The following is an 18,412-nucleotide window of genomic DNA, read 5'->3' as shown; positions in this document are numbered from 1 at the left end:
TTTTAATCAAAAGATATTTCTAATATTTCATACTCCACTTCACCATTTGGTGCAATAACAGTTACATCATCACCAACTTTTTTACCTACAAGGGCTCTTGCAATTGGTGAAATGATAGAAATATAACCTTTTGAAATATCAGATTCATCAGGGCCTACAATTTTATATGTTTTTATTTCTCCTGTATCCAGGTTTTCGATTTTTACTGTAGCACCAAATACAACTTTATCACCCTTTAATTTTGATGTATCAATAACTTCAAATCTTGCCATCTTAGATTCTAATTCGGCAATTCTTGCTTCTATCATCCCTTGTCTTTCTTTTGCTGCATCATATTCCGCATTTTCACTTAAATCACCATGCCCTCTTGCTTCTTCAATAGCCTTTATAACTTCTCTTCTTTCTACCTTCTTAAGCCTTTCAAGCTCAGCTTTTACTTTTTCATAACCTTCTTTTGTTATAGGTATTCTATCCATCTATTTCCTCCGAACTTTTTTACCAGTAACAAAAATGTTAATATAACCATCTTTCATTTTAATTTCAAGCTCATCTTCAAGATGAACAGAATTTACACTTACGACTGGATTTTTATCTTGTAAAACTATCGCATAACCTTTTTCTAATATATTTTCAGGGTTAGTCAAATTCAAGCTATTCATCATAGAATCAACTCTGTTATTTAAGACTTCTAACTTACCCAATAAAATAGTTTTCATGTTTTTAATAAATTGATCAACTTTAATATTAAAATTTTCTAATTTATACATTGGATTTTCTCTTTCTATTCTTCTAAGATATTCTACGACTATCTTTTCATTTTGAAACAAACTACTTTTTAGATTTTCTAAAATTTTCCTCTCCATTAAAGTTATTTCTTGAATTTTGGTTCTCACTTTTTGATAAGGAGAATTTTTCTGGATTCTAGCATCAAGTGTATCTAAATATTGTAGATTATTCATTAACTTATACTCCATCTCCTTAATGAGATGTTTAGTCAAATTATCAATTTTTTCTTCAATTGTTACGTAATATTCAGATACCTTTTCTGCAGCAGCAGTGGGGGTAGCTACTCTCAAATCAGCAACAAAATCGCATATGGTAAAATCTCTTTCATGTCCTATTGCAGAAATTGTTGGAATTTTAGAATGAAAAAGGGATCTCGCAAGAAATTCATCATTAAATATAGAAAGATCTTCTAAAGATCCACCCCCTCTCATCAATATCAAAATATCATAATAATCAACAAAATTATTAATTTTTGTAATCTGATCAATTATAATAGGGATAGCATCATCCCCTTGAACGGGTGCCGGCCAAATATCCACAATCATATTTACACTATTCTTTTTTATTGTCCTTATAAAATCTTTAATTGCTGCACCTGTTGGAGAAGTTATGATAGCAACTCTCTTTACAAGTTTTGGTATCTCTTTTTTTAAATCAGAATCAAAAAAACCCTCTTTTTCGAGTTTTCGCTTAGTTTCTTCAAATTTTTTATAAAAATCACCTACAGAATCATACTCAATTTTTTTAACAATAATCTGATATAAACCATCCTTTTCATAAACAGTCAAATCACCCGTAACTACTACTTTATCCCCATTTTTGGGCTCATAATCTCTCAATAAAATTCTATATCTTTTAAAAAAAACACATTTTATCTGTGCATTATCATCTTTCAAAGTAAAATAACAATGACCAAGAGAAGACACAGAATAATTTGATATTTCGCCAACTACACTAACAGGCCCAGTAAAGCTATTTTCTAAAATATTTTTTATTTTGTTGGTAAGCTCTGATACAGTGAGTTTGCTCATTTTTTGTCCGAAATATTATCATCTAAAATAAAAAGATCTTCATTTGGTTTTTTCAAATTCAGCTCTTTCCTTATAATCATCTCAAGATAATCTTTATCTTTTTGTAAAAACTCAACCTCTTTTTTTAACTCTTTGATTTTTTTATCCATTTCCACTATCTGTTGCTCATAATTATGCTTTATTTTTACCAATCTTATATAACTTAATATACCATAATCACCAAAGATTAAATAAGCTATTAAAAATATAATAAATGCTATCAGTATTAAATTTTGTCTTATCATTTTTTCATCTTATTTTTTTGTTGTACTAATCTATATGCTTGTGCTTGCACAACATTTGGGACTTCTTTGGACTTTGACAAATATTCTAAATCTTTTAAATATAGCCTATTAATAAAATGTATGCTAACATCGAGAGGTGTCTTAGGGTTAAAAACTAAATTTTTTATTATTTGATAATCTTTTATCCAGCTATTACTTCTTGCAATCTCCCTCAAAATAAAATCAGGTGTGGTTTTATTCTTTGTTACCATATCAATCTCTTCCATAGTAATTCTTGGATTTTTTAATACAGAAAGTGCTATCTGCTTGTTTGAATCTTTTATTAATATATTCCTAGCACTTTTATTCCCTTTTAAAGCAAGTTTTATCTTTTCAGGTACACTCATCTTTAATATACGTGAATATAAAGACTCTTCTATCTTCTCATCAACTTTTTCTTCAAATTTATCTAGCGCTATAAACAAGTTATCTTTACTTTCATTCTCTGTCTCTTCTTTTTCTTGGGCTTCATTTTCAGCTTTATCTTTTGAAACTTCTTTTTCTTTGAGTTCAAAAAGCAACTGTTTTAATCTAACTATTGACTCATCTGGAGTATATGGGTTTTTTAAAAGCTTTGAAACCAAGACCACATCATGTTTTATTATCTCATCATAGTTTGATAGATAAAACAAAACTTCAGGTTCTGTTGAACACGATAAAATGTGAGCAATTTTTTTGGTTAATTTTTTTAGTTCAACAAGTAATTTTATAAAATCAGTATCATTTAGAAGAAGTTTTGAAAATTTTATCAAGATATTCTCATCAAACAAAAAATTTTTTAAAATATCCCTTTTTATATCATAGCTAAAACTATTGAAATAAAGGACTACTTTTTCAATTAATTCTGGATAATTTTTTAAAATGAGAAAAATTATAATTGGCAACCTTTTAAAATCTACCGGGATTGATTTTTCCAAAATAAGATTTATTTGGTTAATATTAGATTTCTTTGAATAAATATCTAATTCTATATTGCCTAAAAACTTTTTATCTTTATATATATCATAAAAAACTTCATTATATGGAAGTTTTAACGATTTTAAAAATAACAACAAACCATCTTTACTTTCTAAATTTGCATTTTTTAGATGGTTAATCAATAAATCAAACTTATCGTTAACCACTTAAAACCCTATTTTTACCCTCTTTTTTCACCTTCAATAAAAGGTCATCCACCCTTTTTATCAAGGATTCCATACTATCACTTTCTCTTGCTTCAGTTACACCAATACTGGCTGTAACTTTCAAAGTCAATCCTTTAACTTTAAACATAGTATCATTCAACTCTTTATGTATCCTATTTGCCACAACCATAGCTTGTTCTAGTTTCGTATGAGGTAGCAAAATAAGGAACTCTTCTCCTCCGTATCTAAAAGGGATATCAACTTTTCTGATATTATTCTTAATAACTGTTGCAAAATACCTTAACACATTATCACCAATCTGATGACCAAAATTATCATTAACTTTTTTAAAGTCATCTATATCAAGCATAATTACAGAGAGTGGTTGCCCATATCGCTTAAATTTTTCAAATTCTTCTGGATACTTCCTTTCAAGATAGTTTCTATTATAAATATTTGTTAAAGAATCAACTATCGCTTCCTTCTTAAACTGTTTTATAGTGTCTTGCAATTGTTGAATTTGCTCTTTATATCTGTTTATATCTTCTTTTACTTTATTAACTTCAGTATCAAGTTTCTTTAATTGATTTTTCCTTTGGTTACGAGTCTCTTTTAGACTGTTTTTTATATTGGTCAATTTTTCTAAAAGTTTCTTTTTCAAATTATCTAAGTTATTTTCCAAAAAAGTCTCTTTTTCTATGGTTTCAATATGTTCATCTAACTTTTCACTGTTTTTAATCTCTTCGATAAAAATCTCTTTACTACTATCAAGAATTGAAAAGATTTTATCATTTGAAATTTCCATAAACTTTAAAGTATCTTTTAAAACATCCCAAACCTTATTAAATGTCCCAATCACTTTTAATAAATAATTAGCAAAATAATTTGTGACTTCTAAGAAAACTTCATTTAAATAACAGATATCATTAGCAGCTTCTATTTTATCTCTAAACTCTTTAACCGTATCAGTTGGCAATATACTTTCAACCTTTAAAATAATCTGCACAAGCTCTTTTTTAAGCTCATTTAAATTTTTTTTGCATATATCTTCGTTAAATAAATCTTTTAACCTGTTATTATTCAATAAATACTCTTTAATTACATCCTTACTGAGATTTTGATTATTCTTACGAACATTTATTAAAATATTCATAATTTCTATAGCAATACTATCAAACATTTCATTATAATTAATATACTTATCCATTTAAACACCCCTCCAAATACTCTCTAGCTTTTTCAAAAAAATCTAGAGCTAAATCGGTCTTGTAGTCATAAAAAGTCCATGGCAGAGGATTAAATCTCTTCTTTTTCCTATAAAGCTGCAAATCTGCATAAATATTATCACCCAAATATATTCGGTGAGAAAAGTTTTTAGTACTAGCAGCGACCACCTTTTCTAACGCCACATAACCTGGATCAATATTCACTTTCCTTTTCCCATCCACCATAAACAATTCTTCAATATCCACAGCTAATCTTTTAAACAAAACTAACCTATCTGGATAATCTATTATATCATAGCAAGCAAAATATTTCATTAATCTTTCACCCATTTCATCTTCATAATAATTTGTATGATCAAAATTGAATATATTAGATTTAAAAACAGGTAGACCAAAAATATTTTTTAAGTAACCATCGACACGATCTATCAATAATTCATTGGTAAGTATTGCATTATAAAAAACAACCTTTACAGGTTGTCTAACTCCTCCACCATAAACCATTTAAACCATTTCAATTTCTTCAATTTCTTCTGAAGGAGCAATCGTAGATATTGCATGTTTATAAATCATTTTTTGAGAATCATCCTTTAGAATAACCACAAAGTTATCAAAACCTTTTATAACTCCCTCTAATTTAACCCCATTAATGAGATAGACAGTAACAGGCATCCTTTTTTTTCTAACATAATTAAGAAATACATCCTGAATATTAACCTTTTTACTCATGAATAAACCCCTCAAATTAAAATTATCTTATTTCATATAGCATTATATATTAGTTAACAAACTTCTTCAAGCATTTATTCTAACTTATACAAGATTTTCATAAAACTATATATACAACATATCAAAAAGTTTTATTTTTTTATTTAAATCTGTTTCCACAAAGTGTCTAATAAAATTTATATAATTACTTTCTACCTTTTTATCAACAACAAAAATTTTATATTTCTCTTTATTGTTTAATTTGGAAAAAATTTTAAACAGCTCATTAGTTATATAATATTTTTTATCGTCAGTGCATTTTCCACATCTAACAGCTAAGTCGCTACATAAATACAAATTACTTTTAGCTCCACATTCTAAGCATTGAATCTCTGGAAATACACCTGAACCTTTCAAAATATAATAAGTTATATATACAAAAGACTTATATATATTTTCTTCTCTAATATTTAAAATTAGCTTCCACACATATTCATTATTTTCTATTCCATATTCATCAATCAAAAAAAACAGTAAATTTAACCTCATTAAAATATACGGATTATCTAGAAAATAATTATATGAAACATTCTGTTCAAATCCATAATATTTATGCAATAAACCATTCTCTTTATATTTCAACTCCATGATACCAGGCAAAAACTTAAATACTCCACCCTTTTTACTAAAAGCACTGCTAATAAAAACTTTAATTAATCCATAATCCTTCGAGAAGACATAACCTATGGCTGATTTATCAGCATAATTAATCAATTTGTAAATTATGGCCTCTGTTTTAACTCGAGACATCAAAGTACAGATAGTAACAGTAGTGAAACACTAAAATAAATTGTTAAACCTGTTATGTCGTTTAGAGTTGAAATAAAAGGCCCAGAAGCAACAGCAGGATCAAAATTAAATTTAATTAATGTGGCAGGTACAAAGGTTCCTGTAAATGCAGCAAAGCTGAGAGCAAAAAAGAGTGCACATCCAACAACAACCCCTATTTTTGGATCACCATGCCAGAAAGGAGCAAATATTGCCAGCAAAATCCCCATAATTAATCCCATTACCATTCCTACTCTAACCTCTTTAAACATAAACCTGGATAACTCATTTTTATCAATTTTCCCTAATGCCATCCCTCTTATTAAAATAGTAGATGACTGAGTACCTACATTCCCACCCATTGCCATAACAAGTGGCATAAAGCTAGCCAATATTGCAAACTCATGAACTTTACCCTGAAAAAAGGTTATTACAAAACCTGAAACCAATTCACCAACAAATGTTATTAATAACCAAGGCAGTCTTATCTTTGCAATCTTAAACGCTTTATTCCCCAACAACAATTCATCATCAGTAGTACCAATCATTTTATAAATATCTTCTGTTGCCTCTTCACGAATAATATCTATAACGTCATCAACAGTAATAATACCAACTAATTTTCTATTTTCATCAACTACAGGCACAGCCAACAAGTCATATTTTTCCACAATCTTCGCCACATCTTCTCTATCCATATCCACAGTAACGCTGATCACATCAGTGGTCATTATTTCTTTTAACTTTTTATCAGGTGGGTTTAATATCAATTGCCTCAATGAGATAACACCAACTAATCTCTCAGCGTCATCTATTACATAAAGATAAAAAACCATCTCAACATCTTCTGCTTTATGTAAAACCTTTGTGGCTTCTTTAACCGTAGTATCTTCATGGAGGGCAAAAAAGTTGGGGTTCATTACAGCCCCTGCACTATCTTCAGGATAGTGCAAAAGCTCTTCGACAGCCTCTACATCATCTTTTTCCATATATTTCAATATTTCATTTACTTTATCTTGATCAAATAATCGTAAAATATTAGCAGCATCGTCACTTTCCATCTCATTTAAAATCAAAGCAACTTCTTCTGGCTGCATCGGCTCAAAAAATTCGATTAATTGAGAATCATCTAATTCTAATATAATACTTGCTATCTTTGATTTATCTTCTATTGCATCCCAAATCTTTTTACGATCTAACTCATTTAAATTTTTAATAATTATAGCAATATCAGCAGGATGAAGTTTATCCAAAACCCTTTGCAAACTGTTTTTAGCATTTTTTCTTATTAACTTTTTAACAGTTTCTAATTTTACTCTCAAAGCAGGAGTCAACATTTATAATATCCCTTGGATTTTTAAATACTCATCTTTATCTTGCCAATTATTAACAACTTTCACCCACAAATCAAGAAAAACCTTTACACCAAAAAACTTCTCCAAGTTTTCTCTACTTTTCCTACCAATCTCTTTAATTGTTCTCCCTTGTTTACCAATTACAATTGATTTCTGAGACTCTCTTGAAAGGATTATAGAGCAAGCAGCATACAGTAAATCATCTCCTCTATCTTCTACCAATTCACACTCCACAACAGTATCATAAGGGACTTCATCCTTAAGTATTTTAAAAACCTGCTCCCTTACAAATTCAGCAATTAAAAGTTTCTCAGGAATATTTGTAATATAATCTTCATCAAATATTTTTTCACCCTCAGGCAAATCTTCAACAGTTAAGGAAATAAGTTTATCAATATTAATCCCTTTTAATGCAGATATTGGTAAAACATATTTAAAATCAAGATATTCAAAAATTTTATTTGCTATATTCAATGCCCTAGTTTTAGTTGATTTATCAACCTTATTAATTAATAAGTACTTTACCCCATTATACTTTTTCAACACATTCAAAATAAAATTCATCTCTTTTCCGATAAATTCATCAGGCTCAACCATTAAATAAACAATATCTACCATATCCAAGCTATCCAAAGCATTTTGAACCATTAATCGGTTTATTTTATCTTTTGCGTTATGAATCCCCGGAGTATCAATAAAAATTATTTGATAATCTTCACCAGTTTTAATCCCTTGAATATTTGTCCTTGTCGTATTTGGTTTATTTGAAATAATACTTACTTTTTCGCCCAAAAGCCTATTTAATAAAGTTGACTTACCTACATTCGGTCTACCTATTATCGAAACAAAACCAGATTTAAATTTATTTTTACTCACTATTATCTCCAATTATTTTAAGCTCAAGTTTTTCCAGTTTCTTACCTGATTTTTCCAAAACTTTAAATTTAAAATTTTTATAAATATACTCTTCACCAATTTCAGGAATCTTTCCAGCAATAAAATATATCAAACCGCCAACTGTTTCATAATCATCCATACTTTCATCTTTCTCTAATTTAAAATATTCACAAAAATCATCAATATCTAATAAAGGATCTATTATGAACGTATCGTCACTTAATTTTATAAGCTTATCCTCTTCTTCCTTATCAAATTCGTCCCTAATTTCACCTACAATCTCTTCAATAACATCCTCTAAAGTAACTAGACCTGCAACTCCACCATATTCATCTATTACAATGGCAAGGTGAATATGTTTTGACTGAAACTCTCTTAACAGATCATCTATTTTTTTTGTTTCTGGGACAAAATATGGTTTCCTTAAAATATTCTTGAGATTAACATCTTTTGATGATTTTCTTAGCTCCTTTATTAAATCTTTTGTATATAAAATACCAATAATATTATCCATCTTACCTTCATAAACAGGGATTCTTGAATATTCTGTTTCAATGACAACATCAAGTATTTCATTAATATCTTGATCTATCCTTATAACCACCATTTCTGTGCGTGGAACCATTATCTCTTTTACCAAGGTATCACTTATTTCAAAGATGTTATGCAACATCTCTTTTTTCTGGTTCTCTAAAACCCCTTCCTCTTCACCAACATTTATAAGAAACTCAATTTCATCTTCCGTTATTTTAGGTTTATCATTTTCCAATTTTCCACCCATTATTTTAATCAAAAGTTTCACAAACATGTTTAAAGTAAATGTTATAGGGTAAAATAATTTATAAAACACCTTTAGCAATTTTATGAAAATAATTGATAGTATTTCAGCATTATGTTTTGCAAAAGTTTTTGGCGTAATTTCTCCAAAAATTAGAACTAAAAAGGTCATCACACCAGTTGTTAAAGCAATTTGACTATTACCAAAATATTTTTCAGCCAAATCAGCTGCTACAATAGATCCAAAGATATTTACCACATTATTGCCAATTAAGATTGTATTTAAAACCTTATTAGGGTGTAGTAACCACAACTCCAAGTCTTTAGCTTTTTTCCCTTTTTCTTCTAATAAATGTTTTACCTTTAGTTCACTTAGAGAAGTTAAAGCAGTCTCACTTGCAGAAAAGAAACCCGAAAATATTAAACAAACAATTACAATAACTAGTTCAGTTGAAAGACTTATGTCCAATTTTTACCCTCCTAAAAAAATATTATACAACAAATATGTAACAGATGCACCTAAAAAAGCTCCTACAACTACTTCTTTTGTATTGTGAATACCAAGCTGAACCCTTGATTGGCTAACCAAAATAGCTAATAAAAATACCAATAAAATTTCTGTAATATTCTTTGTTAAATAAATAGTTGAAATAAATACTGAAAAAGCTGTAGCAGCATGCCCAGATGGCATCCCACCATGTAATGGTTCCCCTTTGCCAAAAATTGCTTTTAAAATAACAACGAACAATACTGTAATTACTAAAGACATAACCGCCAAATGAGATGGCAAATCTGGCAATCTTTTTAAAGCAAAACCTGCATATTCCTTTATTTTGTCAAATAAAACAAAATAACCAACAAATACTGCACCAAAAGCTGTAGTAAGTACCGCACCAGCAGCAACATCTTTGATATGTTTTACTTCACTGCATTTCTCTTTACAAACAAAATCGATTGTATACTCAATTGCAGTATTAAATAATTCTGCAGCAATCACCAAAGAAATTGTAATTGCTAAAATTATATACTCCAAAAATTTAAGCTTAAAAAATAGTGCAACAAAAAGAACTAAAACTGCTAATGCTATATGTATCCTTAGATTCCTCTCATGCCTAACAGCATAAATAATCCCTTCTATTGCAAAACCAACAGATTTCCACCAACTATCTGATTTCATTTTAGCCACAAACACCTTGATTGATAGCTTTTTTCAGAATATCCTCTTGTAAATCAAACATAATTTTCTCTTCCTCTTCATTTATTTCGTGATCATAACCAAGTAGATGAAGCAATCCATGGATATACAAAAATGCCAACTCTCTTTCATAAGGTATGTCATTTTCTTTACTATATTCTTCCACCTTGTCTAAATTAATTACAATATCACCAAGGATACTATCCTCTAAACATTCATCATTCATTGGAAACGATAAAACATCGGTAGGGTAATCTTTATCTCTAAAATTTTTATTTAAAATTTTTATCTCTTCACTGTTGGTCAACAACAAAGAAATCTCAGCTTCAGATAAGGGATAGTTTATCTGCTCAAAAACAAGTTCAGAAACTTTATAAAAGAAATCATCAGAGACTTGTACAGGATTCTTTTTATTAATCAATATGTTTAACTTTATCTTGTTACTCAACTTTTGTTACCTTCCATTTCATATTTTTCATAAGCCTTGATTATTCTTTGCACCAAAGGATGTCTTACAACATCTTTTTCGGTAAAACTAATAAACTTAATCCCTTTTACATCTTTTAATATCTCTTTTACTACAACAAGACCTGACTGCTTATCTTTAGGTAAATCGATTTGTGTTATATCCCCAGTAATTACAGCTTTAGAATTAAATCCTAACCTTGTGAGAAACATTTTCATTTGTTCCACAGTTGTGTTTTGCGCTTCATCAAGGATAACAAAAGAATCATTTAAAGTCCTGCCTCTCATAAAAGCAAGTGGCGCAAGCTCTATAACCCCTTTTTCTATTAACTTTGCTGTCTTGTCAATACTCAGCATACTGTATAAAGCATCATAAAGTGGTCTCAAATAAGGAGTAATTTTATCTTCTATATCACCAGGTAAAAACCCTAATCTTTCTCCAGCCTCTACAGCTGGTCTAGTTAAAATAATCCTGTTTACCATTTTATTCAGATACAAATTTATTGCCATAGCCATAGCCAAATATGTCTTCCCTGTACCAGCCGGCCCAATACCAAAAACAATATCATAATCCCTAATCGCATTTATATAATCATGCTGCACTTTTGTCTTAGGTACAACTTTTTTAACAAAACCAGCTACTTTCACATGGTCAGTTAAAACTGCAGAAATGTTTTCGTCTTTATGGCTGCTAATCATATTTATAGCATCTGTTACATCATTACTATTTATATCTCTAACTAGAGCTACATGTTTTAAATGATCAAGTAACTTAGTTGTTTTTTCGACATTTTCATAATCACCTACAATAATAAAATCAGAACCTCTAACAACTATTTTTACATCCATTTTCTTTTTTATTAGCTTTAAGTTATCATCATTCGAACCTAATAGAATGGGTAGAATCTGCTCTTCAACTGATACTACTCTCTTAATTTCCACTGTTTCTTCCACTCTCTATCTCCTCAAATAATTTTTTTGCATATTTTATCTCATCTCCTTTATTTAAAATAACACCATCTAACTTTAATTCCAATAACTTATCTAAAACATACTTAAATTTTTCAGAGGGTTTATACCCTAAATCTTTTAAATCATTTCCATTTATTTCTAGTTTTATCTCTTTAATATAAGTATAGTATTTTTTTATAAGATTCTCAAACTTTTCACCCAATATAGCAGATAAATATAAAACAAACTCATCCTCAAGATCCTTTAAGGTGTTGTATATATAAGAATTTGTTATATTCTTGTTTTTCTTTAACCTAATTGCAGCATTCCTCGATTTAAAAACCTGAGAAGCAAAATATTTTTTATAATTAGAATTAAATTCAAAACGTTCTAGCAATTTAATAAACTCGCCTCTTTTCAATGAGTGAAACAGTAAATTAAATCTTGGTATCCAGATTTCAATATTTCTATTAATTTGAACACTATACCAGTTAATCAATTTATCCAAAAACTTAAAAATCTCTAAACTTTCCTCAGAAAAGTTTATTGAATTACTAAAAAATTTTAATATTCCATAATTTTTCATCATGTTCAATGCTTTAAGATATTCTTTTTCGCATAAAATATATTTTATTTCTAAAAATAATCTTTGCCCAACAATTCTATCAATGAGTTTTAAATTAATTGCATGTTTAAGCAACCTTTCTGTATGGGGCCCTATATCAAAATTGTATCTTACAGCAAATCTAATAGCTCTAAAAATCCTGGATGGATCATCTACAAAACTCAAATTGTGTAAAACCCTAATTTTCCTATCCCGAATATCAGACTGAGCACCAAAATAATCTACCAATGCACCAAAATCTTCTTTGTTTAATTTAATTGCTATAGTATTTATGGTAAAATCTCTTCTGTAAAGATCTATCTTTATTGAAGAATCTTCAACTTTTGGAGCAGCTGCTGGGAAATCGTAATACTCAGATCTTGCAGTTGCAAAATCAATTCTAAAATTATCAGGTAAAATAACTACAGCAGTTTTGAATTTGTAATGTACTGATACTTTTGCATTCTTCAATTTTGCAAACTTTTTTGCTAAAACAACTGCATCACCTTCAACAACAATATCTATATCAAAATTTTCTATTTTCATAATTAAATCACGTACGAACCCACCAACCACATATGCATTCATTCCAACTTGATCAGCTAATACTCCGATTTCAACTAAGATATTATATATCTTTCCAGGTAATCTATCCTTCATTAAGTGCTTAACATTTCTAAATCTCTTACTATCAATGCTCGATATTCTACCCAAAATATATTTTGGAGTTTTATTTAACTCAGCCATAGCCCTTAGAAAATCAGTTCTTGTTATTACCCCGACCAACCTACCATCTTCTTCAACAGGAACAAGTTTTTGTCTTTTTTCCAAAATAATATCTTCTACAACAGAAAAAGGGGTATCTGGTTTTACAGTAAAAAACTCAGTTTGCATAATAGAACTAACTTTTTCATTTTTTAAACCGTGCTTCATACCTTGTAAAATATCTTTTCTTGAGATCAATCCAACTGTTTTACCATCTTTTACAACTGGCATCCCGTTTAAATTATATTTCATAAAAATATCTAAAGCTTCTTCAAACTTACTATCAACATCAATGTATTTAACAGGTGATGTCATAAAGTCCATAGCAAATTTTATAGGTTTAATATTTTCTTCTATCAAATAACTAAGTTTCTCTAAAGATTCCTGCAAAGTCATATCTTTTATAACTGCACTTGCAGCATAAGGGTGTCCACCCCCTTTAAAACCCTCTGCTACTTTACTTACATCAATTTCATCTACCTTACTTCTTCCTACAAACAATACTCTATCTTCAATTCTGATTAATAACAAACAAGCATCTAAACCTTCTAAGTTTAAAATTTTATTTGCTAAAACAGCTACTTCAGGCACATATTCATCATAACTGGCATGAGCAATACCTATCGAAAACGATGCAACTCTCAAAACATTTAAATTTTGTAAAAGCTGATTCAATATAAAAATATGCTGTTTACTTAAATCTCTTTGCAAATATATCTGTAATACTGAAATATCTGCTCCATTTTCCAACAAAAATGCTGAAGCATATAAATCCCTCGGAGTCGTATTGCTAAAGGATAAAAATCCAGTATCTTCATAAATACCTAACAATAGTAATGTCGCTGTTGCTATATCAAGTTTTAAGCCTCTAATTTTTATTCTTTCTGTAATAATCGTTGATGTTGAACCAAAATTAAAAATAAACTCTTCATCAGCATCTATATCTCTACCACTTACAGGATGATGATCATAAATTATAATTTTTTTTGCTTTTGAAAGTAAATTAGCTGCATCACCCAATCTTTCCCTAATTTTGCAATCTGTAATAATGATTGTTTCAATATTTGATGTATCTAATTCATTTAAATGAATTAGCGGGATATCAAGCTGATAATCTCTGATAAATTTTTTAATAGCATCATCAAAGCCAGTAGTATAGACAAAATAATCAGCATCATACAACTTTAATGCTGTATAAGCGCTTGCAAAAGCATCAAAATCTGGGCTTATATGAGTCAATACTATCTTCAAACATTACCTCTTAAAGCGTGGATGATGTATTGATAAACTATTTCTTAGTGAATCATCATCCAGCTGAGTATAAATCTCTGTAGTCAAAATTGACGAATGGCCAAGCAGCATCTGTATCACCCTCAAATCAGCACCATTTTTTAAAAGATGTGTTGCAAATGTATGTCTAAAAACATGAGGTGAAACTTTTTTCTTTATTCCTGCCATTTCAGCATATTTCCTTACAATTTTCCAACAATACTCCCTGCTCAATTTATTTCCAAATTTATTCAAAAATAGATACCCATTATCCCTACCTTTTACAAAATAATTATGCCTAATTTCAAGATATTTATTTAGCTCTTCAATTAATTTCTTATGAATTGGAACAAATCTTTCTTTCCCACCTTTCCCTTTTATTCTAATAATCCCTCTTCTAAAATCACAATTACTTACTTCAATATTTACAAGCTCACTTATTCTCATACCAGAAGTATAAAGCATATTTATTATGATATAATCTCTAAATCCATGCGGAGTACTTTTATCTACAGTGTCTAAAATTTTTAAAATTTCATCCTCATTTAAAAAGTCAGGTAATTTAAACCACTTTTTAGGTTTATCTATTAACAAAACAGGATTTTTATCTATAACTTTCTCTTTAATTAAATAATCATAATAAACAGAAATACTCGATATTTTTCTTAATATAGATTCTATTGAATAAGATTTTTTGATTAAATTCTTGATATAAGAAATGACTGTATCTTCAGACTTAATGTCGTATTTTTTAATTTTAACAAAATCCAAAAATGCTTTTACATCACTTAAATAAGCTTTAATAGTATTCTCACTTAAATATTCTTCAACTAATAAATAATGTTTAAAATTACTATCCACATTCATATCTTCTCAAAATATCATCTACATTACTCATTCCTAATCTATCCGCTCCAGCATCAATAAAAGATTTTGCTTGTTCAAACGTTTTTATTCCACCCGAAGCTTTGATTTTTATTTTACCATCAAAATTCTTTTTAATCAATTCAATATCTTCTAATTTCGCTCCACTATGTCCAAAGCCAGTACTGGTTTTTACATAATCTACACCGACATCTATTAAAATATTTACAACGTCAATAATCTGTTCTTGATTTAGATAACATGTTTCAATAATGACCTTCATAATTTTATTATTAATAAATTCCCGAATTTTAGTTAACTCATTCTTTACATATTTATAGTCCCCTTCTAGAAATTTTGACACATTCATTACCACATCATATTCATCTATACCCAGATCTTTTATATAAGCAATCTGATTTAACTTAAAATCTATAGGATCACAACCGAACGGGAAACCTATAACAGTTACTTTTTTAGAGTTTATTTTTAATATATTTTCTTTATTCTCAATATATTGTGCTATTGGTATACATAATCCATAAAAATTATACGTTTCACATAGCTCCACATATCTGTTTACTATAGATTTTGTTATATCTGCTTTCAAGTATGTGATATCAATTTTTTCTATAACTTGCTGAACAAAATTATCATATTTCATAATAATGAGTCCTCCTTCATATTTTATACAAATTTTCTATTTACATATTATTTTAGTTGATTTATAGTTTACTAAAATAAAATTGCAAATGCAATTAAATTATGGAGGTAATGATGGAAAAGAAAGGTAAAATAACAAAAGAGGAAGCATTAGAATATCATGCAGGTGCCAGGCCTGGCAAAATCGAAGTAGTCCCCACTAAACCATGTTATACACAAAGAGATTTATCATTGGCATATACTCCAGGAGTCGCAATTCCTTGTGAAGAAATAGAAAAAAATCCTGATTTAGCTTTTGAATATACAGCAAAAGGGAACTTAGTCGCAGTGGTATCTAATGGTACCGCAGTTTTAGGGCTTGGTAATATAGGTGCTCTCGCAGGAAAACCGGTAATGGAAGGTAAAGGTGTACTTTTTAAAAGATTTGCAGATGTTGATGTTTTTGATATTGAAGTTAATTCTCAAAATCCTGATGATGTTATAAAAGTTTGTGAACTATTAGAGCCAACATTTGGTGGAATCAATCTTGAGGATATAAAAGCACCTGATTGTTTCTATATAGAAGAAGAGCTAAAAAAGAAACTTTCAATACCAGTATTTCATGATGATCAGCATGGTACAGCCATTATCTGTGCAGCTGCGTTAATAAATGCGTTAGAACTCGTAAACAAAAAGATCGATGAAGTTAAAATTGTAATAAATGGAGCTGGTGCTGCAGGTATAGCAATAGCTAAACTAGTTCTATCCTTGGGTGCAAAAAAAGAGAATATATACCTTTGCGACTCTAAAGGTGTAATCTATAAAGGTAGAAAAGAAGGGATGAATAAATACAAAGAAGAATTTGCAAACGATACTGATAAAAGAACACTTGAAGATGCAATGGATGGTGCTGATGTATTCTTAGGTGTTTCTGTAAAAGGTGCTGTTACCAAGAAAATGGTAAAAATGATGAACAGAAACCCAATAATAATGGCTATGGCTAACCCAGACCCAGAAATTACTCCAGAAGAGGTAGCCGAGGTTAGAGGCGATGCCATTATGGCAACGGGAAGATCTGATTATCCAAACCAAGTCAACAACGTTTTAGGTTTCCCTTTTATTTTTAGAGGTGCATTAGACGTTAGAGCAAAAGAGATAAATGAGGACATGAAAGTAGCAGCTGTTAAAGCCCTTGCTGCTTTAGCAAAAGAGGACGTTCCAGAAAACGTTTGTAAAGCTTATGGAGTAGAAAGAATAGAATTTGGAAAAGATTATATTATTCCAAAACCTTTCGACCCAAGAGTTCTTACTTGGGTTGCACCTGCCGTAGCAAAAGCGGCAATGGATTCTGGGGTCGCCAGGAAACCAATAACTGACTTTGAAAAATATAAAGATTATCTTGAATCAAGACTTTCCTTTGCTAAAGAATTCACTAGAGAAATTATTCATATTGCTAAACAAACACCTAAACGTATCGTTTTACCAGAAGGTGATTTTGAAAAAGTATTAAGAGCTGCACAAAAAATTGTAGAAGAAGGTTTTGGTACACCAATACTTTTAGGTAATAAAGAAAATATTCTTGAACTAGCAAAAACATATAATATCAACTTAACTGGATGCGAAATAATAGAACCTGCAAAATCAGATAAACTAGAAGAATATACAAATCAACTTTTTGAAATGAGACAAAGAAAAGGTATGACTTATATAGAAGCAAAAAGACGTTTATCAAAAATTTATAATTACTTTGGAGCTTTAATGGTACTAAATGGTGAAGCTGATTGTATGTTAACCGGATACTCAAGAAGTTATGGTGACTCAATTAAGCCAATTTTAGAAACAATGAGTTTACAAAAGGGTTACACTGTTCCTTCTGGTTCTTATTTCATGGTATTTAAAAACAGATTAGTTTTATGTGCAGACACAACAGTTAATATTGATCCTGATGCTGATCAATTAGCACAAATTGCTATTCAGTCTGCTGAAACTGTAGAAAAATTTGGTATTGAACCAAAAATTGCTATGCTTAGCTTTTCAAACTTTGGTAGTGTTCGTATCCCAAGAACTATAAAAGTTGCTGAAGCTATGAAAATAGTTAAAGAAAAATTTCCACAAATTACAATTGATGGTGATATGCAAGCAGACACCGCAACATACCCACCAATAGCTGAAGAAGCTTTTCCTTTCTCAGAAATTAAAGGGGACGCAAATATATTAATTTTCCCAAATCTAGAAGCTGGTAATATCGCTTATAAGCTTTTATACAGATTGGGTAACGGCATAGCAATAGGTCCAATTCTTCAGGGATTCTGTAAATCTGTTCACGTGTTACAAAGAGGAAGTGAAGTTAACGAAATAGTTAATATGGCAGCCATTGCTGTAGTAGATGCAGAATGGAAAAGGGTTAATAAAGAAAAAATATGTTTATAACTAATTTAAGTATATTAAATTAATTAATCAGAAATTTTTGAGATTGCTTCGCTAATGCTCGCAATGACAGCACTATGTTGTCATTGCGAAGCAATATAAGTTTGCCGAAGCAATCTCAAATTTACACAAAATCTTACCAAATTAGATTATTATTCAATACTTTCGAATCAAA

At 29.5% G+C, this 18,412-nt stretch carries 18 protein-coding genes; 1 reads left to right on the top strand and 17 read right to left on the bottom strand.

Features of this window, described 5'->3' with window-relative positions:
• Positions 1–2 precede the first annotated feature (2 nt).
• From greA to deoC, 17 genes are all read right to left on the bottom strand, one after another.
• Positions 3–476 carry a transcription elongation factor GreA gene (gene greA, locus DEFDS_RS05480; protein ID WP_013007807.1) on the bottom strand — a complete coding sequence of 158 codons (474 nt, stop codon included), beginning with the start codon at positions 474–476 and terminating at the stop codon, positions 3–5.
• Positions 477–1,817, bottom strand: coding sequence for an exodeoxyribonuclease VII large subunit (gene xseA, locus DEFDS_RS05475; RefSeq protein ID WP_013007806.1), 1,341 nt, complete (start codon positions 1,815–1,817; stop codon positions 477–479).
• Positions 1,814–2,101 carry an FtsB family cell division protein gene (locus DEFDS_RS05470; RefSeq protein ID WP_013007805.1) on the bottom strand — a complete coding sequence of 96 codons (288 nt, stop codon included), beginning with the start codon at positions 2,099–2,101 and terminating at the stop codon, positions 1,814–1,816. Before DEFDS_RS05470 ends, xseA begins: the two co-directional genes overlap by 4 nt.
• Positions 2,098–3,264 (bottom strand): hypothetical protein, encoded by a 1,167-nt coding sequence (locus tag DEFDS_RS12615; RefSeq protein ID WP_013007804.1) that lies wholly within the window; start codon positions 3,262–3,264, stop codon positions 2,098–2,100. The genes DEFDS_RS05470 and DEFDS_RS12615 overlap by 4 nt, the downstream gene beginning before the upstream one ends.
• On the bottom strand, positions 3,257–4,471 hold the full coding sequence (locus DEFDS_RS12610; protein WP_013007803.1) for a GGDEF domain-containing protein: 1,215 nt from the start codon (positions 4,469–4,471) through the stop codon (positions 3,257–3,259). Before DEFDS_RS12610 ends, DEFDS_RS12615 begins: the two co-directional genes overlap by 8 nt.
• Entirely contained in the window at positions 4,464–4,994 is a 531-nt protein-coding gene (locus tag DEFDS_RS05455) for a DUF4416 family protein (RefSeq protein WP_013007802.1), read from the bottom strand. Before DEFDS_RS05455 ends, DEFDS_RS12610 begins: the two co-directional genes overlap by 8 nt.
• Entirely contained in the window at positions 4,995–5,219 is a 225-nt protein-coding gene (gene hfq / locus DEFDS_RS05450) for an RNA chaperone Hfq (protein ID WP_013007801.1), read from the bottom strand. It abuts the gene before it with no gap.
• A 105-nt stretch (positions 5,220–5,324) separates the two neighbouring features.
• A complete protein-coding gene (locus tag DEFDS_RS05445; RefSeq protein ID WP_161595881.1) occupies positions 5,325–5,972 on the bottom strand; it encodes a hypothetical protein in 648 nt (215 codons plus the stop codon).
• A 35-nt stretch (positions 5,973–6,007) separates the two neighbouring features.
• The gene (gene mgtE / locus DEFDS_RS05440; protein ID WP_013007799.1) at positions 6,008–7,363 is read right to left on the bottom strand and encodes a magnesium transporter; all 1,356 of its coding nucleotides are present in this window, start codon (positions 7,361–7,363) and stop codon (positions 6,008–6,010) included.
• Positions 7,364–8,257, bottom strand: coding sequence for a GTPase Era (era, locus tag DEFDS_RS05435; RefSeq protein WP_013007798.1), 894 nt, complete (start codon positions 8,255–8,257; stop codon positions 7,364–7,366).
• Positions 8,250–9,524, bottom strand: coding sequence for a hemolysin family protein (locus DEFDS_RS05430; protein WP_013007797.1), 1,275 nt, complete (start codon positions 9,522–9,524; stop codon positions 8,250–8,252). Before DEFDS_RS05430 ends, era begins: the two co-directional genes overlap by 8 nt.
• A 3-nt stretch (positions 9,525–9,527) precedes the next feature.
• The gene (locus DEFDS_RS05425; protein ID WP_013007796.1) at positions 9,528–10,232 is read right to left on the bottom strand and encodes a diacylglycerol kinase; all 705 of its coding nucleotides are present in this window, start codon (positions 10,230–10,232) and stop codon (positions 9,528–9,530) included.
• 1 nt (position 10,233) lies between these two features.
• On the bottom strand, positions 10,234–10,698 hold the full coding sequence (ybeY, locus tag DEFDS_RS05420; RefSeq protein ID WP_013007795.1) for an rRNA maturation RNase YbeY: 465 nt from the start codon (positions 10,696–10,698) through the stop codon (positions 10,234–10,236).
• Positions 10,695–11,669: a PhoH family protein gene (locus DEFDS_RS05415; RefSeq protein WP_013007794.1), complete on the bottom strand. Its 975-nt coding sequence runs from the start codon at positions 11,667–11,669 to the stop codon at positions 10,695–10,697. Before DEFDS_RS05415 ends, ybeY begins: the two co-directional genes overlap by 4 nt.
• Entirely contained in the window at positions 11,647–14,286 is a 2,640-nt protein-coding gene (locus DEFDS_RS05410; RefSeq protein ID WP_013007793.1) for a CBS domain-containing protein, read from the bottom strand. The genes DEFDS_RS05415 and DEFDS_RS05410 overlap by 23 nt, the downstream gene beginning before the upstream one ends.
• Positions 14,287–14,289: 3 nt before the next feature.
• Positions 14,290–15,171 carry a site-specific tyrosine recombinase/integron integrase gene (gene xerA / locus DEFDS_RS05405; RefSeq protein WP_013007792.1) on the bottom strand — a complete coding sequence of 294 codons (882 nt, stop codon included), beginning with the start codon at positions 15,169–15,171 and terminating at the stop codon, positions 14,290–14,292.
• Positions 15,158–15,832, bottom strand: coding sequence for a deoxyribose-phosphate aldolase (gene deoC, locus DEFDS_RS05400; protein WP_013007791.1), 675 nt, complete (start codon positions 15,830–15,832; stop codon positions 15,158–15,160). The genes xerA and deoC overlap by 14 nt, the downstream gene beginning before the upstream one ends.
• Before the next feature lie 113 nt (positions 15,833–15,945).
• Between deoC and DEFDS_RS13365 the strand changes: the two genes are divergently transcribed.
• Positions 15,946–18,240: an NADP-dependent malic enzyme gene (locus tag DEFDS_RS13365; RefSeq protein ID WP_013007790.1), complete on the top strand. Its 2,295-nt coding sequence runs from the start codon at positions 15,946–15,948 to the stop codon at positions 18,238–18,240.
• The last annotated feature ends 172 nt before the right edge of the window (positions 18,241–18,412 follow it).

It is taken from the genome of Deferribacter desulfuricans SSM1 (genome assembly GCF_000010985.1).
Taxonomy (GTDB): Bacteria; Chrysiogenota; Deferribacteres; order Deferribacterales; family Deferribacteraceae; genus Deferribacter; species Deferribacter desulfuricans.
Note: the sequence above shows the minus strand (reverse complement) of the source record. Positions and strands in the feature narration are given on the sequence as shown.

Bases quoted from the DNA above. Each gene is read 5' to 3' on its own strand.
- greA (WP_013007807.1), bottom strand. From the start codon at position 476: ATGGATAGAATACCTATAACAAAAGAAGGTTATGAAAAAGTAAAAGCT.
- xseA (WP_013007806.1), bottom strand. From the start codon at position 1,817: ATGAGCAAACTCACTGTATCAGAGCTTACCAACAAAATAAAAAATATT.
- DEFDS_RS05470 (WP_013007805.1), bottom strand. From the start codon at position 2,101: ATGATAAGACAAAATTTAATACTGATAGCATTTATTATATTTTTAATA.
- DEFDS_RS12610 (WP_013007803.1), bottom strand. From the start codon at position 4,471: ATGGATAAGTATATTAATTATAATGAAATGTTTGATAGTATTGCTATA.
- DEFDS_RS05455 (WP_013007802.1), bottom strand. From the start codon at position 4,994: ATGGTTTATGGTGGAGGAGTTAGACAACCTGTAAAGGTTGTTTTTTAT.
- hfq (WP_013007801.1), bottom strand. From the start codon at position 5,219: ATGAGTAAAAAGGTTAATATTCAGGATGTATTTCTTAATTATGTTAGA.
- mgtE (WP_013007799.1), bottom strand. From the start codon at position 7,363: ATGTTGACTCCTGCTTTGAGAGTAAAATTAGAAACTGTTAAAAAGTTA.
- DEFDS_RS05425 (WP_013007796.1), bottom strand. From the start codon at position 10,232: ATGAAATCAGATAGTTGGTGGAAATCTGTTGGTTTTGCAATAGAAGGG.
- xerA (WP_013007792.1), bottom strand. From the start codon at position 15,171: ATGAATGTGGATAGTAATTTTAAACATTATTTATTAGTTGAAGAATAT.
- deoC (WP_013007791.1), bottom strand. From the start codon at position 15,832: ATGAAATATGATAATTTTGTTCAGCAAGTTATAGAAAAAATTGATATC.
- DEFDS_RS13365 (WP_013007790.1), top strand. From the start codon at position 15,946: ATGGAAAAGAAAGGTAAAATAACAAAAGAGGAAGCATTAGAATATCAT.